This is a genomic window from Desulfonispora thiosulfatigenes DSM 11270, from assembly GCF_900176035.1.
GTDB classification, from domain to species: Bacteria; Bacillota; Peptococcia; order Peptococcales; family Desulfonisporaceae; genus Desulfonispora; species Desulfonispora thiosulfatigenes.
On record NZ_FWWT01000012.1, the window covers coordinates 1 to 20873 of the forward strand.

A 20873-nucleotide genomic window follows, 5' to 3' on the forward strand; every position below is an offset into this window, starting at 1 on the left:
TTTCCCGGAGTTATCCCCCAACTTATGGGCAGGTTACCCACGCGTTACTCACCCGTCCGCCACTAACTTTTAGTATTTAGTAAACTAAATACTAAAAGTCCGTTCGACTTGCATGTGTTAGGCATGCCGCCAGCGTTCGTCCTGAGCCAGGATCAAACTCTCCATTAATATCCTGCAAGCTCAAAACCAACATTTGGCTTTGTTATTTATCCGTTTGTTACTTGTGGTCTGTTTCTTTATAACTGTTTGATTTTCAAAGAACAACTTGTTTAGAAGACTTGCGTTAAGTGCTTGTCTTGCTTTGTAGCACTCTTCTAATATTTTCTTTTGTTTCACGCCCTGTTGTGGCGACAAAACTTATCTTATCATTTTAAATTGTTTGTGTCAACATTTATTTATGTGTTTAAAATGTTTGGCATCCCCTCTTGGCGACAAGATTTATCTTACCATCATTTAAATATTTGGTCAACCTTATTTATTATTATTTTCGACATTTTCTTAATACATTTTTAAACATACAATTAATCTTCCTTTATAGTGCTAATATTATCATCTTTAAAATAATCATCTTTTTATGATTAACATCTTTCTAAATAAAAAAAGCAGTACCTTTAAAGTACCGCTAACTTACTAGTAGTTTTTCATATTCTTTTACTTTAGTTTTATCTAAAGGCTTTATGCCTGCTAGCTTATAATCTATTCCCAGCCCTGTATATTTATTTTCGCCCAAATTATGATAAGGTAGTAATTCAATCTTTTCAACATTCTTAAAAGTTTTAATTTCTTTTCTTAAACCTAATAAATGTTCTCTGGAACTTGTAACCCCTGGCACAACAACATGTCTTAACCATAGCTTTTTATTAGCCTTTAAAACTTCTTCTTTAAATTCTTTATACTCTTCAATTCTTCCACCAGTTAAATCCTTATATCCCCTGGCATTAACATGCTTGATATCTAAAATTACTAAATCAGTATATTTTAAAATTTCTGCATAGTTACCTTGTCCAAAACCTGCCGTATCGATAGTTGTATGAATATTATTCTTTTTACATAACTTCAAAAACTCTAATAAAAACTCTGGTTGTAAGAGGGGGTCTCCTCCTGAACAAGTAACCCCTCCATTTGATTTCTCAAAATAAGGTTTAAATCTGATAGCCTTTTTTACTAATTCTTCTGCTGAGATTTCCGTTCCTCCATTAACATTCCAAGTATCAGGATTATGACAATAACTACATCTTAATTTACATCCTTGAAAAAAAACAACATATCTTATACCCGGACCATCTAGTAAACCCATTGTTTCTATAGAATGTATTTTTCCCATTATTATCACCTACCCAGCCATATTTTCATGAAATGTTCTATTAACTACTTCTAGTTGCTGTGCTCTTGTTAATCTATTAAAGTTTACAGCATAACCTGATACTCTTACGGTTAAGTTTGGATAATTTTCTGGATTTTCAATGGCAGCTAATAATGTTTCTCTGTTAATCACATTCACATTTAAATGCTGAGCTCCTTGTGAAAAATACCCATCTAATATATTAACTAAATTACTAATTCTCATTTCTTCATCTTTACCTAAAGCTTCTGGTACAATTGAAAATGTATTAGATACTCCATCTTGGCAAACACCACGATATGGTATCTTGGCTACAGAGTTTAAAGAAGCAAGTGCACCATTTATATCTCGTCCATGCATTGGGTTAGCACCTGGAGCAAAGGCCTCACCACTTTTTCTACCATCAGGAGTACTGCCTGTTTTTTTGCCATAAACCACATTAGAGGTAATTGTTAAAACAGATAAAGTATGTTCGGCTTCCCGATATGTTTCATGTTTTTTTAATTCGCTAATAAATTTGTGCACTATTTCTACCGCTATATCGTCAACATTATTATCGTCGTTTCCGTACTTTGGGAATTCTCCCGTTATTTCAAATGAAGTGGCGATTCCATTTTCTCTGATTGCCTTTACCTCTGCATATTTTAAAGCGCTTAATGAATCAGCGGTTACAGATAAACCTGCTACTCCAAATGCCATAATTCTTTTTATTTCTGTATCATGAAGGGCCATTAACCCTGCTTCATATGCATATTTATCATGCATATAGTGGATAATATTTAAGGTATTAACATAAAGTTCAGCTACATATTCTAAAACTTTAAAGTAGTTTGCTTTAACCTTTTCATAATCTAAAATTTCACCTTCTATTTTTTCGATACCTGGAACCACTAAAGTTCCATTTTGTTCATCAATTCCGCCATTAATAGCATATAGAAGGGATTTTGCTAAATTACATCTTGCTCCAAAAAATTGCATTTGCTTTCCAAGCTCCATCGCCGAAACACAGCATGCAATACCGTAATCATCACCATAAATGGGACGCATAATTTCGTCATTTTCATATTGAATTGCGTCTGTTTTAATACTCATTTGTGCGCAATATTTTTTAAAGTTTTCTGGTAACTTATCTGACCATAGTACTGTAATATTCGGTTCTGGACTCTGACCTAAATTAATTAAAGTATGCATAAGTCTATATGAATTTTTAGTAACCAAAGCAGTTCCACCTATGCTCATGCCTCCAATAGACTCAGTAACCCAATTAGGATCTCCTGCAAATAAGTCATTATATTCCGGAGTCCTTAAATGTCTAACCATTCTTAATTTAATAATAAATTGATCAATTATTTCTTGGGCTTCTTTTTCTGTTAAACTACCATTTTTTAAATCTCTTTCAATATAGATATCAATAAATGTGCTCACTCTACCAAGAGACATAGCCGCTCCATTATTTTCTTTAATTCCTGCTAGGTAGCCAAAATAAACAAATTGCACTGCTTCTAAAGCATTTTTAGCAGGACCAGAAATATCTACCCCATAAGAACTAGCCATGTTTTTCATTTTTCCAAGGGCTCTAATTTGTTCAGATATTTCTTCTCTTTGGCGAATTAAATGCTCGTTCATAGAACCTTTCGCATTTTTTAAATCTTTCTTTTTTTCTGCAATTAAATGATCTATTCCATATAATGCGATTCTTCTAAAGTCCCCAATAATTCTGCCTCTACCATACGCATCAGGTAAACCCGTTAATAGTCCCGCTGTTCTCGCTAGTCTTGCTTCTTCTGTATATGCATCAAAAACTCCTTGATTATGAGTTTTACGATAATTTGAAAATACTTCCTTTATCTCAGGATCTATACTATAGCCATATTCCTTTAAAGCACTTTCCACCATTCTTACTCCGCCATAAGGATTAATCATTCTTTTTAAAGGTGCATCTGTTTGCAGTCCGACAATTACTTCATTTTCTTTATCGAGAAAACCTGGCTCAAAATTATCAATACCCGAAACATTTTTCGTATCAACACCTAGTACACTTTTTTTAAGTTCCTCTAAAAGTAAGTAATTAAATTTAGTATTTAACTTTTCCGTTTTTATAGTAGCCGCTTCTAAAAAGCTTTCATCCCCATAATAAGGAGTATAATTTTTTTGAATAAAGTTTTGAATATCAATTTTTTCCGTCCAAATACCTTCTTTAAAACCATTCCACTCATTTCTAAACATAAAAATGACCCCCTTGACTAAAAATTATTCAGCCTTGGGGGTAAAAAACAGACCACCCAGGCTAGATTATATTCTTGGCCCAGGCGGTCGGCTTCAAGTAATCACACTTCACGTGGTTAATTCCACATTTTTCTCCGCCAGTCATGTGATTACGTCTTTAATTGTTGTCTTTATAATAACAATAGGCGAACATTTTGTCAATACACATTGATTATGTATTTATTGTTGTGTCTTATCTTAACTATTATATTAATTTGAGATATAATGTTCGTTTATTTCGCTAACTCATACATAGCATGGGCATAAATCTTTGCACACTTAGTTAAAGTTTCTATTTTAATATATTCATCCTTTTGATGTGCTACTTCTTCTTCACCCATAAATAAAGCTCCAAAAGCTACCGCATTTTTTAATGCTCTTGCATATGTTCCTCCACCTATAACCAGTGGTTTACTTTCCATATCCCTAGTTTGCTCCCTATAAACAGCCATAAGTTTTTGCACTAATTCGTGATCTTCCGGTAGGTAAATCGGCAACTTTTCTTCTAAAGGAGTAATTTCAAGACCTGTACCTTTTAATTTTTCTTGTATACCAGTGTAGACCCTTTTACTATCATAACTAATCGGATATCTGATATTTACAGTAAGCTTAACTTTACTTTCATCTAGATCTATCATTCCTACATTAAAAACTAACTTTCCTGATACTTCATCTTGGAGGGCACATCCTATATTCTCCCCATGATAGCCCATCCCTATTTTACCATTATATAAATCAACAAATTCCTTAGCTTCTCCTTCTAACGGTAATTCACCTAAAACCGTCATCATGAGCGAAATTGCATTAAGTCCTGCCTCTGGCGTACTACCATGAGCTGAAATACCCGTAGTTTTAATAATTAACTCATTTTCCTTAAATTCTATCTTGGCCTCTTTTACCTCTGATAGCCTTTTCTGATAAACTTCCTGATCACTTTTACTTAACTGAATGCTAGCCTCACAACTATCTGGCACCATATTAGGCGCATTACCACCTTTTATTTTAAGCCTAGATCCTTCTTTTTGAGCTAACTTCTTCTCTAAATCAAAAATCAAAATCCCTTTTTCGCCTTGAATTACGGGAAAGTTAGCATCAGGCACAAAAGCCATATCAGGCGCTTTTACCTTTTTGAGATAATAATCGATCCCTTTCCAATTAGTTTCTTCATTCGTTCCAAGAATTATGCGGATTTTTTTCTTAATAGAAAGACCAGAATCCTTTAACGCTTTCATCGCGTATAAACTAGCAATCGCTGGCCCTTTGTTATCGATCGCACCCCGCCCATATATTTTTCCATTTTCCACCACAGAACCATAAGGAGGGTAAGTCCATCCATCCCCCTCAGGCACAACGTCTAAATGCACTAAGACTCCTATTATTTCCTCACCTGCACCATAATCAATGTGACCAGCATAATTATCAATATTTTCTACCTTAAAACCAAGCTCTTGACCTAAATTTAAAACGTACTTTAACGCCTGATCTACACCTTCACCAAAAGGCATATTTTCTCTAGGACTTTCTTCCACACTTCTAATGTTAATTAATTCTTTCGTTGACTTAATCATTTCTTCTTGATATTTTTCCACAGTTTCAGTAAACTGCATAAAATCACTCCCTATATTTCCTTATACATATATTATCCTTAAAATTACTTACTTTAAACCCAAATAGTATTTTAAAAAACCTTTAAGTTTAGGTTATAATAAAAATAGGGTTATTTACCTACATTCTTGCTCATAAATATAATTATAAAGTAATTGAAATGCAGATTACATTAATTATATGTAGTCTATTCTATGTATAAATATCTATACAGCAAAGCACAAACTATCTTATACACTAGATAAAAAAAGGAGAGATAATAAATGGCTACAAAAGGTTGTATCAAATGCGGTAGTACAGATGCTGCTACCAAAGAAATTTCCACTACAGGTACTGGTCTTTCAAAACTATTTGACGTACAAAATAATAAATTCTTAGTGGTTTATTGTAAAAATTGTGGTTACTGTGAATTTTATAATAAAGAAGCTTCCCTAGCTTCTAATGTAATTGACTTTTTCTTTGGTGGTTAAGATGCATTTAAAAAGGCTAACCATATTCACTATGGTTAGCCTTTTTCTCTATATCATTTTAAACCGTTCAGGCAAGATAATACCTGCTCTTTTAATTACGTCTTTTGCTCTTTGTTCTGCTTCTTTTACAATATCCTCTTCATTTATGGTTAAAACCTTCCGCTCTTTCATGAGCCATTTACCATTACACATGGATGACTCTACATTGCTTGACTGCATCGCATATACTATATTTGCCACAGGATCATGCATAGGTATGCTACCTATTGATTTTGGATTTAGAATAATTAAGTCCGCTTTTTTCCCTACTTCTAATGAGCCAATTTCATCTTCTAAAAGAACTGACTTTGCTCCATTTAAAGTTGCCATTTCTAATACTTGTTCTGCTGGAACTGCTTTTGGGTCTAATGTTCTTCCTTTATGAATTAAGGACGTTAGATACATTTCTCCCATCATATCCATTCTATTATTAGATGGTGCTCCATCTGTCCCGATCGAAACTGGGATGCCTTTAGCTAACATTTCTGGAACTTTAGCAAATCCTAAAACAACCTTCATAGCTGCACCTGGATTATGCGAAACCTTAACATTATGCTGTTTAAATAAATCTACTTCTTGATCTGATAGCCAGACGGTATGGACGGCTAAGAAGTTTTTATCTAAAACTCCAAGATTATTTAAATGCTGTACGGTTGTTGCACCTTTAGTTTCTTTCGCAAAAAGTACTTCTCCTTCGATTTCTGCTACGTGCATATGAATTCCTACGCCATATTTGTCCGCTAATTCCTTGGTTTTTATAATTAATTGATCCGTATTGTTAAAAATAGTGCGAAGTCCAAACCAAGACTTAATTCGACCGTCTGCTTTATTATGCCAGCGTTCATATAATTCTATTTGCTTTTCTAAGCATTCTTCTGTTGTTTCTTGCCACTTCTTAGGAATACCTTCACCACAGTCCATAGTGGAGCGAGTTAACATTGCTCTCAGTCCAGCTTCAGTTACCGCTCTTCCCATTCCGTCAACTTCTTGTCCCCCTGCTTCGGCAAAAGTAGTAACTCCGCTTTTAATTAATTCAACCGAGCATGCTAAAGACGATATATAGGAATCTTCTAAAGTTAAATTGCTTTCATATGGCCAAATTCTTTCGCGTAGCCAAGTTAGTAAATCCACATCATCTGCTATACCTCTACCTAATTGTTGAGATAAATGCACATGAGTATTGATTAATCCTGGCATAATAATCTTACCTGTAGCATCTACTATTTCTGCATCAGCACCTACTATTTCTACATTTACTCTGCCTATTTCTTTAATTTTATCATCTTCTATTAAAATATCACCGTTAGTAAAAACTTGCTTTTCTTGGTTCATGGAAATAATATAAGCATTTTTAATTAATATTTGATTCATTTAATCCCCTCTTTTTTACGTTATTATCTACTATCCAAGCTGCTTTTAACAGGAGGCAAAATTATGTTTAAAATTACAGTTGATAATGCTCCTACTGCCATACCTGAAGATAAAATATAATTTGCATAACTAGGAAGTGTGTATAATACATCTTTTGGAAATGCATTTGCTCCCAAAGTAAATAAAATAGGAATCCCGATTACCATCATATTACGTTCATTTAATTCTATGTTTTGAATAGCTCTAAATCCATTCATCGCAATAATAACGCAAACTACTCCAAATATACCATTGATTACAACCCCTGGAATACAAGCAATAATATTCATTACTTTTGGGATAAATCCTAAAAGTATTAAAATAACTCCACCTGCCATGATTGCCATTCTACTTGCCACACCAGTTACCGCGATTATTCCAGCATTTGTAGAATAACCTGTCATCGGTGTTCCTCCAAATAATGCTCCAACCAAGCAACCAAGACCTTCTCCGACAGCTGCACTATTGAGTCTTTTTTCAGGAATCTCTGTACCTGTTACTGCTGATACCGCAAACCAGGTTCCTGTTGTTTCTACTAAAACTACCAAATAAATAAAGATCATCGTTAAAACTGACTTTAATTCAAATATAGGAGTCCCAAAAGGAAATAGCTTTGGTAACGAAAACCAAGCAGCCTTTTTTACAGCACTAAAATCAAGTATTCCAAAAGTTGAAGCAAAGAGAGTACCCCCTACTAATGCAATAATTACCGAAGCAATTCGTAATACTTTTCCTGCTCCAGTAAATCTTGTGCCAATTAACATACAAGTAATTAACAATGCTGCTGAAAATAAGCCAATTATAGCATTATTCCCTAAGTTACCAGGTGCTGTAAATATATTATTCATAGCTACCGGCATTAAAGAAATTCCGACAATTATGATTACCGTTCCCCCTACAATAGGAGGAATAAATTTACTTATTATTTTCGCTAAAAAACGCAAAGGAAAACCTAATAAAATTAAAATAATAGCGCCTGGAATTAAACTTCCAATCATTGTCCTAAGACCTAACTCACTTCCAATAGCAGCAAGAGCTGCAATCGGTATATACGAAGGTCCTTGCATAATAGGGTAACGCATACAAAAACCAGTTTGTATTAAAGTAGCAATACCTGCTGCTAAAAAGCTCATTTGAATAAAAAAGGCCGTATTACTTTGATCTAAGGCTAACAAACTCGCTAAAATAATGGGTACTATATATAAGTCCATGGCTAATACATGCTGTAAGCCTAAAATAAAAGCTTCTTTATAACTTATTTTTTCATCTACCCCTACTAAAATATTAGTTCCACCCTTGTCCATTTAAACTCCCCCTCGTAAATATTGTCGAATATTGCATCTCCATTATAACCAGATATGTGGGAGTTTCCTAGTAAAATCGTATATTATTATAAAAGTCATTATAATAGTTCGTGTATGAAAAGCATTTCTTTATTTACGTCTTAAGTTTTAGGCATTTTTATACATTTTCATTAAATATAGAGAAACAATCAAAGTCAAAATTTCTGAAAAAGGGGTAGCAAGCCAAACACCTTTTATATGGAAGAACTTAGTTAAGACCAGTAAACCTAAAATAATAAAAATAAAACTTCTTAATAAAGAAATAATCGTAGATACCCTAGACTTTTCCATGGATTGAAAAAAGGAAGCAATTACTACGTTTATGCCCATAAATAAATAAGCACTAAAATAAATTTTTATTGCTGCTGAGGCTAAATTAATTAATTCCAAGTCTTCATTATTAAAGAGCATTGTAATATTTTTACCAAAGAATAAGCCAATCGTGTAAAAAAAGATTCCTAGAAAAATTGAAACCTTTATTCCGAGCCATAAAACTTTATTAACCCTTTTGAAATTATTAGCCCCAAAATTGTAACTAATTATCGGCTGAATAGCCTGAGAGATAGAAATAAAAACCATAATTACTAAGGCATGAATATAATTAATAATGCTATACACCGAAACTCCTAAATCACCACTTAAATCCATTAATACTAGGTTAAAGATAAGAGCTATAACGCCTGTAGCTATCTCCGTAATAAAAACTGGCGTACCATTACTGAAAATCCGTGCTGTATCCTTCATTTTTAATTTAGCGAAGTTCAATCGCAAGGAACCCTTTTTAAAAATAAAATGTACTAATAATACTACAAAAACAGCAAGCTGACCTAATCCCGTAGCAAAAGAAGCGCCTTCTAATCCCCATTTATATATAAATATAAAAAGATAATCTAAGATGATATTTATAATTGCGCCTGCACTCATAGCGTACATAACTAGATTAGGATTTCCATCATTCCTGATTAATGCATTTAAAGAATCTCCTAAAATAAAGGTAAAGCTGAAAAAAAATAAGATGCGTAAATATCCTGTTACATAGTGTAATAGTTTTGCATCAGCACCTAAAAGATATGCTATTTTTTCCAAATATATATTTCCTAATATCGTTATTATTATCGTAATAATGACCGCTAAAGTCATACATTGTCCAAAAATATTTTGTCCCTTTTGATATTCTTTTTGTCCAAAATATACTGATATTACAGTAGCCCCTCCGATCCCAATCCAAAGAGCAAGAGCAATTAAGAGCATAAAAATAGGAAAACAAATATTTACACTAGCTAGACCTTCTCTTCCTACAGCCCTCCCGACAAAAATACCATCAATAACAATATTAATAGACATCATCAACATTCCAATTAAGGATGGAATAAAATATTTATAAAATAAACGTGCGATTGAATCATTTTCTAAGTCAATTTTCTTCGTCATTAAACCTTCTCCCTACTAATTATCCTATCTTAAAGTAAAATCATTTGAATAAAATTATACGCTAATTTCAAACCATAAATAATCACTATAACTCCACATATTCTATTTAGCGCTTTTAAAATATTAGTAGTAAAACTTTTCTTTGTCCATTGTATTACCGTTGTAAGACCCATAAACCAAAAAAACGAGGCTAAGCAAACTCCTAAAATAAATAATTTAACACCTTCCATAGGAAGAGATGCTCGATATCCTCCTAATAATAATGATCCATCTATAATAGCTTGAGGATTGGCCCAGGTAACTAGAAAACAGGCTAAAAGAATTTGTTTAAAAGGTTTATCTATTTCTAGCTTTATTTCAAAAGTAGGGGTGCTTTTAATAAGTCCGTAACCAATAAAAATAATCGCTATACTACCAACTAAGAGGATTACTGCTTTTAGCATAAGTGATTTTTCAATTATAATTCCCATTCCATAAAAACAAGCAAGAGCAAGCGTTATATCAAAGAAGATTACAGCTAAGGCTACTTGATAAGATGTAAGCCAATTTTTTCGTAAAGAAAAATTAATTATGTAGAGATTTTGCATACCAATTGGAACTAAATAAGCTAACCCTAATAAAAATCCTTGAACAATATATGTGAACATTTGCTACTCCTTAATTATAAAATATTTCTTTATGTACTAATACCTTTTTTAAAATATCCTGATTTAACTTATAACCAATGCCTATATTTTCTGAAACCTTAATTATACCATTATTCATCTTTATTTCTGGAAGTATAATATCATTTTCCCAGTATTTATTAGACCCTGCTGTATCAGCAGGCAGGCTAAAATGCGGCAATGAATAAAGAGCCAGAGCCTGTGCCCTTGCAATCCCTGCTTCTAACATACCCCCACCCCAAAGAGCAATATTATGTTCCTTGCATAAATCATGAATACTTTTAGCTGCACTAATTCCTCCAACTCGGCTTGGTTTAAGATTGACCACTTTACAACTTCTCATTTCTAACGCGACTTTTAAATCATGTACTGAAGTTATGCTTTCATCTAAACAAATAGGAGTAGTGATCTTTTCTTGTAATTTGGCATGATAAAACAGATCATCACAGGCTAAGGGTTGTTCAATCATCATGAGATCGTACCTATCTAAAGATTTTAATATCTCAAAATCTTTTACTGTATAAGCAGAATTTGCATCCACCATTAAAGGTAAATGAGGAAATGAGTTACGAATGGCTTCTAATATTTCATGTTCTATTCCGGGTTTTATTTTAATCTTTACTCGTTTATATCCTTGTGCTAAGGATTTTTCGATTTGGGCTAACATTTCCGGAACCTTTTTAAGTCCAATAGCAATGCCTATTTCTATTTCTTTTTTTGTTCCTCCAATTGCATTAGCCAGGGATAACCTTTCTCTTTTAGCATATAAATCCCAAACTGCTCCCTCTAAAGCTGCCTTAGACATATTATTTCGCCGAATAGGAATAAATCTTGCCCCTACTTCATCTGGATGCTTAATCCTCTCTTTAAATAATAGAGGAATTAGAAATTCTTTCATAATATGTAGGCAAGTGTGTAAGGTTTCTTCGGTATAAAAAGGATCACTAAAGGCTACACATTCCCCAAGCCCGATAAATCCATCCTTATCTTCTATTTCAATAACGATACTAGGGCGCTTAGTTACTTTGCCATAACTTGTGACAAAGGGATTTTTTAATTCCAAGGCAATCTGGTATAAGGTAATCTTTTTAATTTTCATCATAATCACCTCGTTTAGTTTGTATATAATCCTTATATAATTGTCTAAGTATATTTTTCATTGTTAATTGAGTTATCCTAATTTAAGTATTCTAAAAGTTTGCGTCGTAATAATTTATTACTAGCATTACGTGGCAAACTTTCCACAAAGATAATCCGGGTTGGAACTTTATATTTAGCAAGTCTCTCACCACAATAATGCTGTAACTGGTGGGCTAAAAGCTTTGTATCTTTAAAATATTTAATATCTTCATTATTTTTATTATCTATAATAGCTTGATTATTTTTACGATTTTTACTTTCTTTAACCTTAATAAAGGCAATGGGAACCTTGCCCCACTTTTCATCATCCATACCCGTAACCCCTACTTCCTCGACATCAGGATGAGTTAATAACACAGTTTCTATTTCAGCAGGATAAATGTTTTCCCCTCCTGAAATAATTAAATCACTACGCCTGTCTACAATATATAAAAATCCTTCTTCATCTACATAACCTAAATCTCCAGTGTAGATCCATCCTTCTTTAAAAGCTTCTTTTGTCGCCTTTTCATTATGATAATATCCTTTAGTCACACTTGGTCCTTTAACTACTATTTCGCCTACTTCGTTAATTATTTCTTGATCCTTACTCATGATTTTTAACTGCGCTGGAAATAAAGGCTTGCCTGCTGAGCCCAGTTTAGATGTTAAATATTCCGGACTAAGGGTAACTATTTGCGAGGCTGTTTCAGTCATACCATAAGTTTGAAAAACAGGGATTTTTCTTTTTTGACTCTCTTCTAGTAAACTTCGAGGTACAAATCCTCCACCGAGTAACACGCACCGAAGAGAACTGGGATAAGAATCTTGTTTTAAATTATCCAGCATTTTTTGTAGCTGAATACTAACCACAGATATAAGAGTAACTCCATGATTTAAAAGAGACTGATTAACTTTTTGCGCCTCAAAATTCTCATGTACTACTATCCTAATTCCATAAATTACACTACGCATTAAAATTGATAATCCACTTACATGAAATATCGGCAGGGCTAATAACCAAGTATCATTATTATCTAGACCTAAATTAAGGCAAGATCCTACTGCACTCCAAAAATGGTTGCCATAAGATAACGTAACTCCTTTAGGCGTACCTGTAGTTCCAGAAGTATAAATAATGGAATGGATTTTAGCTAAATTTATTTCTGTTTGTAAAGGAATTTCCATTTCCTTTAACGTAGAAAGTTGTTTTATACTAATTGTTTCTAATTTAAATTTAAGATTAACTTTTTCTTGCTGGCATGCTAGATTTATTTTCACCACAAGTTCCTCATAATTATCAGCATAAATTAATCTTTTTACCCCTGCATCTTGTACTTGAAAGGCTAATTCTTTAGGCGATAATCTCGTGTTTAAAAAGACTAAAGTAACATCTAAATAGGCTAGGGCATGAATTAAAATAATCGCCGGGAAATCATTTTTTAGTAATAGTGCTATATTTTCCTCATCTTCAATGTCTAAACTTGCTACTTGCCTAGCCATTATCTTTGCCTGTTCATTTAGCTCCTTGAAGGTCATTTTTTCCTCTTCATTTTCAATTGCAATTCGCTTCGGAGTCAAATCAGCTCTTTTAGCTAACCAATTAGGCATTGTTTCACTACTCATGTTTTTCTCCTTTTAAATAATATAAAATCAGCTTGAATAATCAAGCTGAATTTTGTTTACGGAAAACGTGGGAATTTTTTAAAATCTGGTTGTCTTTTTTCTTTAAAGGCATCTCTACCTTCTTTGGCTTCATCAGTAGTATAATATAATAAAGTAGCATCCCCGCCAAATTGTTGCAGCCCTGCAAGACCATCAGTATCTGCATTAAAAGATGCTTTTAAAAAGCGTAAAGCTGTAGGAGATTTATCTAACATTTCCTCACACCATTTTACAGTTTCTTCTTCCAATTGTTCTAAAGGAACAACTGTATTTACAAGTCCCATATCTAAAGCTTCCTGGGCATTATATTGACGACATAAATACCAAATTTCACGGGCCTTTTTATGTCCAACAATACGAGCTAAATAACCTGCACCATATCCTGCGTCAAAGCTTCCTACCTTTGGTCCAGTTTGTCCAAAAATTGCATTATCAGCTGCAATAGTTAAATCACAAACAATATGTAAAACATGTCCTCCCCCAATAGCATATCCAGCTACCATTGCTACCACAGGCTTTGGCGTAAATCTAATTAAACGCTGAAGATCTAATACATTTAAACGAGGAATTTTATCCTCTCCTATGTAACCGCCATGACCTCGTACCTTTTGGTCACCACCTGAACAAAAAGCCTTTCCCCCTGCACCAGCTAAGATAATTACACCAATGTTTTCATCATCTCTAGCATAAGCAAAAGCATCTATCATTTCACTTACTGTTTTAGGACGAAAAGCATTATGTACCTCAGGACGATTAATTGTAATTTTAGCGATTCCCTCGTGCGTATGATATAAAATGTCTTCATATTCACGTTCTTGTATCCATTTAATTGTCATTTTTATACCTCCCCTGTAAAAATTCCAAAATTAAATTACTAAATATGTGTGGCTTTTCTAAATGCACTATATGACTTGCTTCTTGAACTACTTCTTTCTGGGCATTTGGCAAACGCTTAGCCATCTCAGCTGCTATTTTGCAATACTTTTTATCCTTTTCACCTACAATGAGTAAAACCGGAACTTTTATCTCTTGCAAGGCGTGCCATAAAGGTTTTTGCCTTCCCGTTCCCATACCACGCAAACTATTAGCTAATCCTTTAGTATCATTATTTAAACGTTCTTGATGTAAGGCATTTTTCTTTTCTTTTGCTATCTCTTTTAAATTAAATAAAGGTAAGCTATCCCAGTAGGAGACAAACTCCGCTATGCCTTTTTCTTCGATAAATGTGGCTAATTCGTAATCCTGTTCTCGCCTTAGCTCACGTTCTTCCTCATTTTCTAACCCTGGTGAGCTACTTTCTAAAATTAAAGAAGCGATCATCTGTGGATATTTAAACACAAAGTTGAGAGCCAGCCTTCCTCCCATGGAATAGCCAAAGAGATGAGTTTTAGCAATGTTTAAATTTTTTAAGATTACCTTTAAATCTTCAGCTACCTTGTCCATTTCATAGCGCCTATAATCTGCAGGTTTAGCTGAGTTTCCATGTCCTAGGATATCAACTAAAATTACTTGATAATCTTGGGACCATAAATCACTAAATTTACTAAAGCTCTTACTAGATCCACTAAAACCATGTAATACTAAGACAGGTTCTCCCGCTCCTTGTACCTCAACATGATAATCCAGGTGATTAACTTTCATTTTTTTTAAGCTCTTGATCTATTTTTGGCATCAAAGAACTCCAAATTTCACAATGAGCCTTTTCATTAGTCTCTCGATTTGAAGGCACTTCAATAACCGATAGCCCTTTGCTTGTAAATCCTTTAGAGACACCTTCCCTAAATTCTTCCCAAGAGTTTATTTTAGTAAAAGACCCTTGATACATTTTTACTAAATTTTCATAATCTAAACCCATAGGTGTACCAAATAATTCTTCAAAATGTTTACCATATTTTGCTTGTGGTAAAAAGGAAAAAATTCCGCCACCATCATTATTAACTAGAATAATAGTTATATCAAGATTATATAGTTTAGTTAAAAATAAAGCATTAGAATCATGGAAAAAAGATAAATCTCCAATTACAAGCACTAAAGGATTATGAACAGTACTTGCTCCTAGGGCACTTGAAATTACCCCATCTATCCCATTTGTTCCCCTATTAGCTAAAAATTTCACTTCTTTATCGGTACAAGTAAAAAAATAATCAGCATCTCTTATAGGCATACTATTACCTAAAAACAAGATAGACTTTTCAGGTAAGATTTTTTGCAGTTCAATCATCACTCCACCTTCAAATAATTCTGCTTTTGTTCCTTCACTTACCATATGCTCAGCTGCTAAAGTATTAATTTTTTGCCAAAACTCACCCCATTTAGTGGGAATCTTCTCAGGTAACATTTCTCCTAAACTCCTGCAAAATTCTGCTTCGTCAGTATAAATCATCTGTGCAGCTTTTAGCGTGGGTTCTCGCCAGCTAGTATTTTCATCAATAATTATTTGCTCACATTCGCTAGATCCTTCTAAATATAATAATACTGCTTTGGAAACGGGCATTGCGCCAAACCTTAATACTAGCTCTGGTTTTACTAGCTTTTTAAAATTATCATTACGTAAAAAGGCATCATAACTATCAATTATCCACTCTTTTGAATGAACACCACAGCGTAAATTGGCTAAAGGATCGGCTAAAATCGGGTATTTTAAGATTTTAGCAAGCTTAATTATTTCATTAATCAGTTCAGCTTTAATATCGGGTCCACAAATAATTACACCCTTATCTTTGGTTCTTAGTTTGTCAGCTACTAAGTTAAGCTCTAGTTTATCTATTTTTCTCGAACCAGCTAAAACCTGAGTATAGGCATCTCCCCCCCTGCCACCATCCCATAAATTTTCTAATTCTAAATTAGGGATTAAAGGGTCCCGAAAAGGAAAGTTTAAATGTACTATCCCACTACAATCAAATTTTGCTATTCCCACTGCTCGATTTGCAACCATGCGCACATAATTAAGCATTCTTTCACTGTCTTCTGCTAAAGGCATTTCCACAAACCACTTAGCATATTTACCAAAAATATTAATTTGATCAATAGATTGTGGGGCTCCTACTTCTCGTAATTCATGAGGGCGATCTGCTGTAAGCACGATAAGTGGTACTCTTTGATAATGAGCCTCTACAATACTTGGCAGGTAATTTGCCACCGCAGTTCCTGAAGTACACACAAGCGCCACTGGTTTCTTCTTGGCCTTTGCTATTCCTAAAGCAAAATATCCAGCTGAGCGTTCATCTATTTGAATCCACGTCTTTATTTTAGGATGCTCCATCATTAACATAGAGATGGGAGTAGACCTAGATCCTGGACTAATTACAATATCCTCGACCCCAGATTTTGCTAATTCATCTACAAAACTTGCTATATATTTCGTCATAGCATCACGGGTATTCATCTTCTCATCCCCTTAAAGCTGATAACATAGGCTTAAATTTCATTTCTGTTTCTTGATATTCTTGTGCCGGATTTGACCTTTCAACAATTCCACCACCGGCAAATAAAGATACTATATTTCCTTTTATTAAACTAGAACGAATGGCCACAGCAAATTCGCCATCACATTTACTATCTAGCCAGCCAATAGGGCCTGCATACCATCCTCGATCTAAAACCTCTTTTTTTCTAATAATATTCATACTTATTTCCTTGGGATATCCCCCTAAAGCTGGAGTAGGATGTAATCTTTCTACCATATCTAATATAGTAACCCCTTCTTTAGCCAATCCTTTTACTGGTGTATGTAAATGCTTAACATTTTTTAAATCATATAAACTAGGTGATTTGGCTATTTCTACTTCCTCGCATCCTTTTTCCATTGCATTTTTTATCATCTCTACCACTAAAGCATGCTCGTATAAGTTTTTATGATCATTTAATAATTCATTTCCAAGTTTTTCATCTTCGGCAGGAGTTTTGCCCCTTCCAATCGTCCCAGCTAAACACATTGACTTAAACTCATTTTTTTCCTTTTTAACTAATAGTTCAGGCGATGCTCCTATAAAGCAATCCTCTTCACATTCTAAAGCAAAGATATAGCTTTTAGGTTGCTCATCTAAGAGTCTTTCTAAAACCGTGGCTACTTCTATCTTTTCCCGCATTTGCAGTCTTAATTCTCTTGCCAATACCACTTTATTTACATATCCTTGTTTAATCTCACTTACTACACCTGCTACAGAATTTAACCAGGATTCGACATTTATATTTTCTTTATTTATAACTATATTTTCGTTATTGTCCTGTATTGTTTTCCTTTGAAAAATGATTTTTTCTTTTTCCTTCATATCCTTAATAACTTCTTCTAATCTATCATTGGCATGAATAAGGACATTAAAAGTTAAAAAAGTCTTTCCTTTATTAATAGTAAGCATATAACTTGGTACTACCATTTTTGCCTCTTGATAGTTTTTCCATAAATCCGTTTTATCTTTATCAGGGTCAAATGAAAACCCACCAAAGAGAATAGGACCTATACCCGAACTTGGCTTTAGTTCTATATTACTTATTTGATTATCCACTAATCTTTGCCATTCATATTGCACAGCCCAAAACCTTTGCTGGGAAAAGTCATTGCTAATTGTATAAGCATGTCCTAATCCTACTAAATACTGATTTCTCGAAGGTTCAGACCAAAGAAACCGGGTTCCTTTAAATAAACTTCCTAGGGTAAAAAAGGTTAAGGGATTAATTTCATCGATTTCTTGTACATAACTAAGTAAGATATTAGTCTTTCTATCTTTAGCGCGATTTATTGCCATTTGTATCAAATCGTATAATTCTTTATTTTCAGCTTTCACTTGAAAATACCTCCACGTCTTTTCATCAATCGTGCATTTTAATCTTTAAAATATTATACTAAGGTTAATTATATCTAATATACTCACAAATTAAAAGAAACTGAAAAATCAGGAGGGGTAAAATGAATTTTAAAAATACTATCCATGAATCTTTAGAAATTAAAACTGTAGAGTTAACCAAAGAAAAGGTAATCTTAAGTATGCCCGTAGGACCAAAAACTCATCAACCGATGGGTTACCTTCATGGAGGGGCATCAGTAGTTTTAGCTGAATCAGCAGCGAGTATGGGGACATTATTATATCTTGATTTAGAAAAGGAAACGGCTGTTGGCATTGAAATAAATGCCAATCATCTAAAAAGTAAAAAAGATGGACTTGTAAGAGCAGTGGCTACCCCCATTCATAAAGGAAGGACTATCATGGTCTGGAATATTGAAATACTGGATGAACAAGATGAAAAAATCTGTATTTGCCGCTGCACAATTGGCATAGTAACAAAAAAAAGGGGCACCTAGCCCCTTAATTAATATAATTTTATTGTTTGATTCTTTTCATCCCACTCAACTTTTAAATTAAGACTTTCAGATACAGCTCTTAATGGGAGCATTGTTCTTCCTTCAATTATCTTTGGTGCGACATCAAGACTATTTGTTTTTCCGTTTACTACCATGAAATTATTCTCTGGCCAAAGGTCAATCCAGTTTTTTTCTTTTACAATAGTTACGTTGTTAGCTTCAGCCTCCCAGTTAACCTTTGCGCCAAGGGCTTCAGAGATAAATCTTACAGGCACTAATGTACGTCCACCAATGATTACTGGCGCTACATCCATTTCAAGGTTAGCTCCACCAGCTTGTAATGTCTTTTTGCCAATTGTTAATTCTAATGTTTTATGTTCTCCCGCTCCAGGTACTGTCCCTTGTTCATTACCACTAAATTGTAAGATAAAAGGTGCACTAAAGCCCTCGTATCTAGCTACTACAAAGCCTACAGCGTTACCCATAGTATCATTAATTGTTAAAGTTCCATCTGGTGAAACTTGTCCATAAAAGTTAAAGAATTCCCAATCTACTGAATAAGCAGGCACCTTTTTTGTTTCTCCATATTTAGTCTTCATAGTAATACTTAACTCTTTAGTATCTCCTGCAGCATTAGCTCCTGGTGTTCCTGTAACCTCCATTTGGTCAATATCATCTCTTCCTATTATTTTTATAGGAAATTTAATACTTTGATTATCAATACTTGCACTTATTTCTGTCTTTCCAGATTTAGCAGGAATAAATTTATTTTCTACAACGTTCCCTAGGTTTCCAACTTCTTGCCAAATTATAGGGAAGTTATTTGCATCTATTGGGTTATAATATTCATCATAAGCCTTTAGAGAAAATCTTGCTTCTTCATTTATTAAAAACATTTGTTCTTTTTCAGGTGCTTTTAAGCCCTGAATTTTAGTACCTGTAGGTGCATCAGAATAAACGCCTATTCCACTAATTACCATCCGTTCAGTTTTTTGTTCTGTAGCAAAAACCTTCTGGGTTTCGCTATCTCCTAAGGGTCTAGATACCATGGTAGTTGATCCACCACCATCAAGATTTAAAGCTTTCCATACTCCAATATGTTCAAAAAATGATGCTAAATCTTTAAGACTAATTCCAACACTATTTGTAGTACGTCCTTCTACACCAACCAAATAAAGAATATTACCATCCTGAGAAATCCCTGCAGCAGTTCTAGCACGAATACCACCTAAAGATGATAAATCCTTTGTATAAGGAACCGCTTTGCCATTATCAGCTAATAGGGCATGTCCCCCTACAACCATGGACCAGTTTTTATCTGGACTGATTGAATAATCAAGATCCACTGGGTCTCCTACTTTAAAGTTATCTAAAATAAACTTAGCAGAATCACCATGACCACGTAAAATGTACATTCCTTCTGGTACAGCGAAATCAAAGTACTTATCTTGTGATATTGCTTGAACTACACCGTTCTTTATAAGCATTTCAGTTGGAATTGTGTGTTCATCATTACCTCTAGTTGTTCCTCCCCATAAATCATTATAAAGATGTAATTTATTGGCGTGGCTATGGATTCCTCCTGGCTCCTCCCAATAAATGGTCTTATTAAGTCCAGATAATTTAAATACCGCTCCTGTAGGTGCAGCTACCTTTCCATCAAAAGAAAAAGCATCTATACTTGCTTTTCTATCTTTAGTAATCCCTAAGGCATACCAACCTTGTAAGTGTGAAGAAGAAGTAACAAGTCTATCTCCCATAACCATAGGTCCAATAGGAGATCCTTCTGCTTTAGTATTGTAAAAATCTCCATTAATAGCTGCTATAGCTCCTGTATATTTTGCCATTGCAGATACATTTAAGCGCTGAGTTAGTTTTCCAGATCCTGATATTGAATTAATCTGCACATAAGGATTTCGTAAATCTATCTCCATAACATGAATTTTCGCTAACCCTGGTTTTGTCTGCCAATCATATTTTTTTAACACAGCACCTGCTGTAATTGGTGTTTGTTCAGTTAGTTGTGGAACTCCGTTCTGTGCCGCCTCTGACACATTTGGTATCATCATTACTAATGTCATTAATAATATTGTTAAAAATCTAAACATTAAGATCCTCCTTCTACATTATCCTTTAACTAATTTTCTGTTTAATTTAATGATTTAGTTTTTTATCATCTCCCCTTTTTTCATCTTATTTAAAGGTCTCCTTTTTAATTAA

The 20873-nt window shown here is 33.9% G+C and carries 16 protein-coding genes, 1 rRNA gene and 1 riboswitch; of the genes, 2 read left to right on the forward strand and 15 right to left on the reverse strand.

Annotated elements, in window-relative coordinates; translation table 11 throughout:
* The 4 genes from B8965_RS03060 to pepV all read right to left on the reverse strand — a co-directional run.
* A 16S ribosomal RNA gene (locus B8965_RS03060) occupies window positions 1-168 on the reverse strand; the annotation flags it as partial.
* Window positions 169-622: 454 nt separating this feature from the next.
* Window positions 623-1324: a pyruvate formate-lyase-activating protein gene (gene pflA, locus B8965_RS03065; protein ID WP_084052394.1), complete on the reverse strand. Its 702-nt coding sequence runs from the start codon at window positions 1322-1324 to the stop codon at window positions 623-625.
* A 9-nt stretch (window positions 1325-1333) separates the two neighbouring features.
* Complete coding sequence (pflB, locus tag B8965_RS03070; protein ID WP_084052395.1) at window positions 1334-3568, reverse strand: formate C-acetyltransferase; 2235 nt, start codon at window positions 3566-3568, stop codon at window positions 1334-1336.
* Window positions 3569-3638: 70 nt separating this feature from the next.
* Window positions 3639-3723: riboswitch (ZMP/ZTP riboswitch) on the reverse strand.
* 117 nt (window positions 3724-3840) lie between these two features.
* Window positions 3841-5214, reverse strand: a complete 1374-nt coding sequence (gene pepV, locus B8965_RS03075) for a dipeptidase PepV (RefSeq protein ID WP_084052396.1) — start codon at window positions 5212-5214, stop codon at window positions 3841-3843.
* A gap of 261 nt (window positions 5215-5475) precedes the next feature.
* On the opposite strand from pepV, the gene B8965_RS03080 reads away from it, so the two are divergent.
* Window positions 5476-5682 (forward strand): zinc ribbon domain-containing protein, encoded by a 207-nt coding sequence (locus B8965_RS03080; protein ID WP_084052397.1) that lies wholly within the window; start codon window positions 5476-5478, stop codon window positions 5680-5682.
* A 48-nt stretch (window positions 5683-5730) separates the two neighbouring features.
* Here the strand turns inward: B8965_RS03080 and B8965_RS03085 are convergent, their stop codons facing one another.
* From B8965_RS03085 to B8965_RS03130, 10 genes are all read right to left on the reverse strand, one after another.
* Window positions 5731-7092 carry an amidohydrolase gene (locus B8965_RS03085; protein WP_084052398.1) on the reverse strand — a complete coding sequence of 454 codons (1362 nt, stop codon included), beginning with the start codon at window positions 7090-7092 and terminating at the stop codon, window positions 5731-5733.
* A 23-nt stretch (window positions 7093-7115) separates the two neighbouring features.
* A complete protein-coding gene (locus tag B8965_RS03090; RefSeq protein ID WP_084052399.1) occupies window positions 7116-8435 on the reverse strand; it encodes a nucleobase:cation symporter-2 family protein in 1320 nt (439 codons plus the stop codon).
* Between the two features lie 147 nt (window positions 8436-8582).
* The gene (locus B8965_RS03095; protein ID WP_084052400.1) at window positions 8583-9905 is read right to left on the reverse strand and encodes an MATE family efflux transporter; all 1323 of its coding nucleotides are present in this window, start codon (window positions 9903-9905) and stop codon (window positions 8583-8585) included.
* A gap of 29 nt (window positions 9906-9934) precedes the next feature.
* Window positions 9935-10552 carry a LysE/ArgO family amino acid transporter gene (locus tag B8965_RS03100; protein ID WP_084052401.1) on the reverse strand — a complete coding sequence of 206 codons (618 nt, stop codon included), beginning with the start codon at window positions 10550-10552 and terminating at the stop codon, window positions 9935-9937.
* 10 nt (window positions 10553-10562) lie between these two features.
* Window positions 10563-11672, reverse strand: a complete 1110-nt coding sequence (gene menC, locus B8965_RS03105; RefSeq protein WP_207651165.1) for an o-succinylbenzoate synthase — start codon at window positions 11670-11672, stop codon at window positions 10563-10565.
* A 74-nt stretch (window positions 11673-11746) separates the two neighbouring features.
* Entirely contained in the window at window positions 11747-13315 is a 1569-nt protein-coding gene (locus B8965_RS03110; protein ID WP_084052403.1) for an o-succinylbenzoate--CoA ligase, read from the reverse strand.
* 56 nt (window positions 13316-13371) lie between these two features.
* Window positions 13372-14190: a 1,4-dihydroxy-2-naphthoyl-CoA synthase gene (menB, locus tag B8965_RS03115; RefSeq protein ID WP_084052404.1), complete on the reverse strand. Its 819-nt coding sequence runs from the start codon at window positions 14188-14190 to the stop codon at window positions 13372-13374.
* On the reverse strand, window positions 14180-14995 hold the full coding sequence (gene menH / locus B8965_RS03120) for a 2-succinyl-6-hydroxy-2,4-cyclohexadiene-1-carboxylate synthase (protein WP_084052405.1): 816 nt from the start codon (window positions 14993-14995) through the stop codon (window positions 14180-14182). The genes menB and menH overlap by 11 nt, the downstream gene beginning before the upstream one ends.
* The gene (menD, locus tag B8965_RS03125) at window positions 14985-16739 is read right to left on the reverse strand and encodes a 2-succinyl-5-enolpyruvyl-6-hydroxy-3-cyclohexene-1-carboxylic-acid synthase (protein ID WP_084052406.1); all 1755 of its coding nucleotides are present in this window, start codon (window positions 16737-16739) and stop codon (window positions 14985-14987) included. Before menD ends, menH begins: the two co-directional genes overlap by 11 nt.
* A 4-nt stretch (window positions 16740-16743) precedes the next feature.
* Window positions 16744-18138 (reverse strand): isochorismate synthase, encoded by a 1395-nt coding sequence (locus tag B8965_RS03130; RefSeq protein ID WP_084052407.1) that lies wholly within the window; start codon window positions 18136-18138, stop codon window positions 16744-16746.
* A 122-nt stretch (window positions 18139-18260) separates the two neighbouring features.
* Between B8965_RS03130 and B8965_RS03135 the strand changes: the two genes are divergently transcribed.
* Complete coding sequence (locus tag B8965_RS03135; protein ID WP_084052408.1) at window positions 18261-18653, forward strand: hotdog fold thioesterase; 393 nt, start codon at window positions 18261-18263, stop codon at window positions 18651-18653.
* Window positions 18654-18661: 8 nt separating this feature from the next.
* Here the strand turns inward: B8965_RS03135 and B8965_RS03140 are convergent, their stop codons facing one another.
* The gene (locus B8965_RS03140) at window positions 18662-20761 is read right to left on the reverse strand and encodes a stalk domain-containing protein (protein WP_084052409.1); all 2100 of its coding nucleotides are present in this window, start codon (window positions 20759-20761) and stop codon (window positions 18662-18664) included.
* Window positions 20762-20873 lie beyond the last annotated feature (112 nt).

Coding starts and splice junctions, on each gene's coding strand:
- B8965_RS03090 (WP_084052399.1), bottom strand. CDS start 8,435: ATGGACAAGGGTGGAACTAATATTTTAGTAGGGGTAGATGAAAAAATA.
- pflB (WP_084052395.1), bottom strand. CDS start 3,568: ATGTTTAGAAATGAGTGGAATGGTTTTAAAGAAGGTATTTGGACGGAA.
- pepV (WP_084052396.1), bottom strand. CDS start 5,214: ATGCAGTTTACTGAAACTGTGGAAAAATATCAAGAAGAAATGATTAAG.
- B8965_RS03095 (WP_084052400.1), bottom strand. CDS start 9,905: ATGACGAAGAAAATTGACTTAGAAAATGATTCAATCGCACGTTTATTT.
- pflA (WP_084052394.1), bottom strand. CDS start 1,324: ATGGGAAAAATACATTCTATAGAAACAATGGGTTTACTAGATGGTCCG.
- B8965_RS03135 (WP_084052408.1), top strand. CDS start 18,261: ATGAATTTTAAAAATACTATCCATGAATCTTTAGAAATTAAAACTGTA.
- B8965_RS03110 (WP_084052403.1), bottom strand. CDS start 13,315: ATGAGTAGTGAAACAATGCCTAATTGGTTAGCTAAAAGAGCTGATTTG.
- B8965_RS03085 (WP_084052398.1), bottom strand. CDS start 7,092: ATGAATCAAATATTAATTAAAAATGCTTATATTATTTCCATGAACCAA.
- menB (WP_084052404.1), bottom strand. CDS start 14,190: ATGACAATTAAATGGATACAAGAACGTGAATATGAAGACATTTTATAT.
- B8965_RS03140 (WP_084052409.1), bottom strand. CDS start 20,761: ATGTTTAGATTTTTAACAATATTATTAATGACATTAGTAATGATGATA.
- B8965_RS03100 (WP_084052401.1), bottom strand. CDS start 10,552: ATGTTCACATATATTGTTCAAGGATTTTTATTAGGGTTAGCTTATTTA.
- B8965_RS03080 (WP_084052397.1), top strand. CDS start 5,476: ATGGCTACAAAAGGTTGTATCAAATGCGGTAGTACAGATGCTGCTACC.
- menC (WP_207651165.1), bottom strand. CDS start 11,672: ATGATGAAAATTAAAAAGATTACCTTATACCAGATTGCCTTGGAATTA.
- menH (WP_084052405.1), bottom strand. CDS start 14,995: ATGAAAGTTAATCACCTGGATTATCATGTTGAGGTACAAGGAGCGGGA.
- menD (WP_084052406.1), bottom strand. CDS start 16,739: ATGAATACCCGTGATGCTATGACGAAATATATAGCAAGTTTTGTAGAT.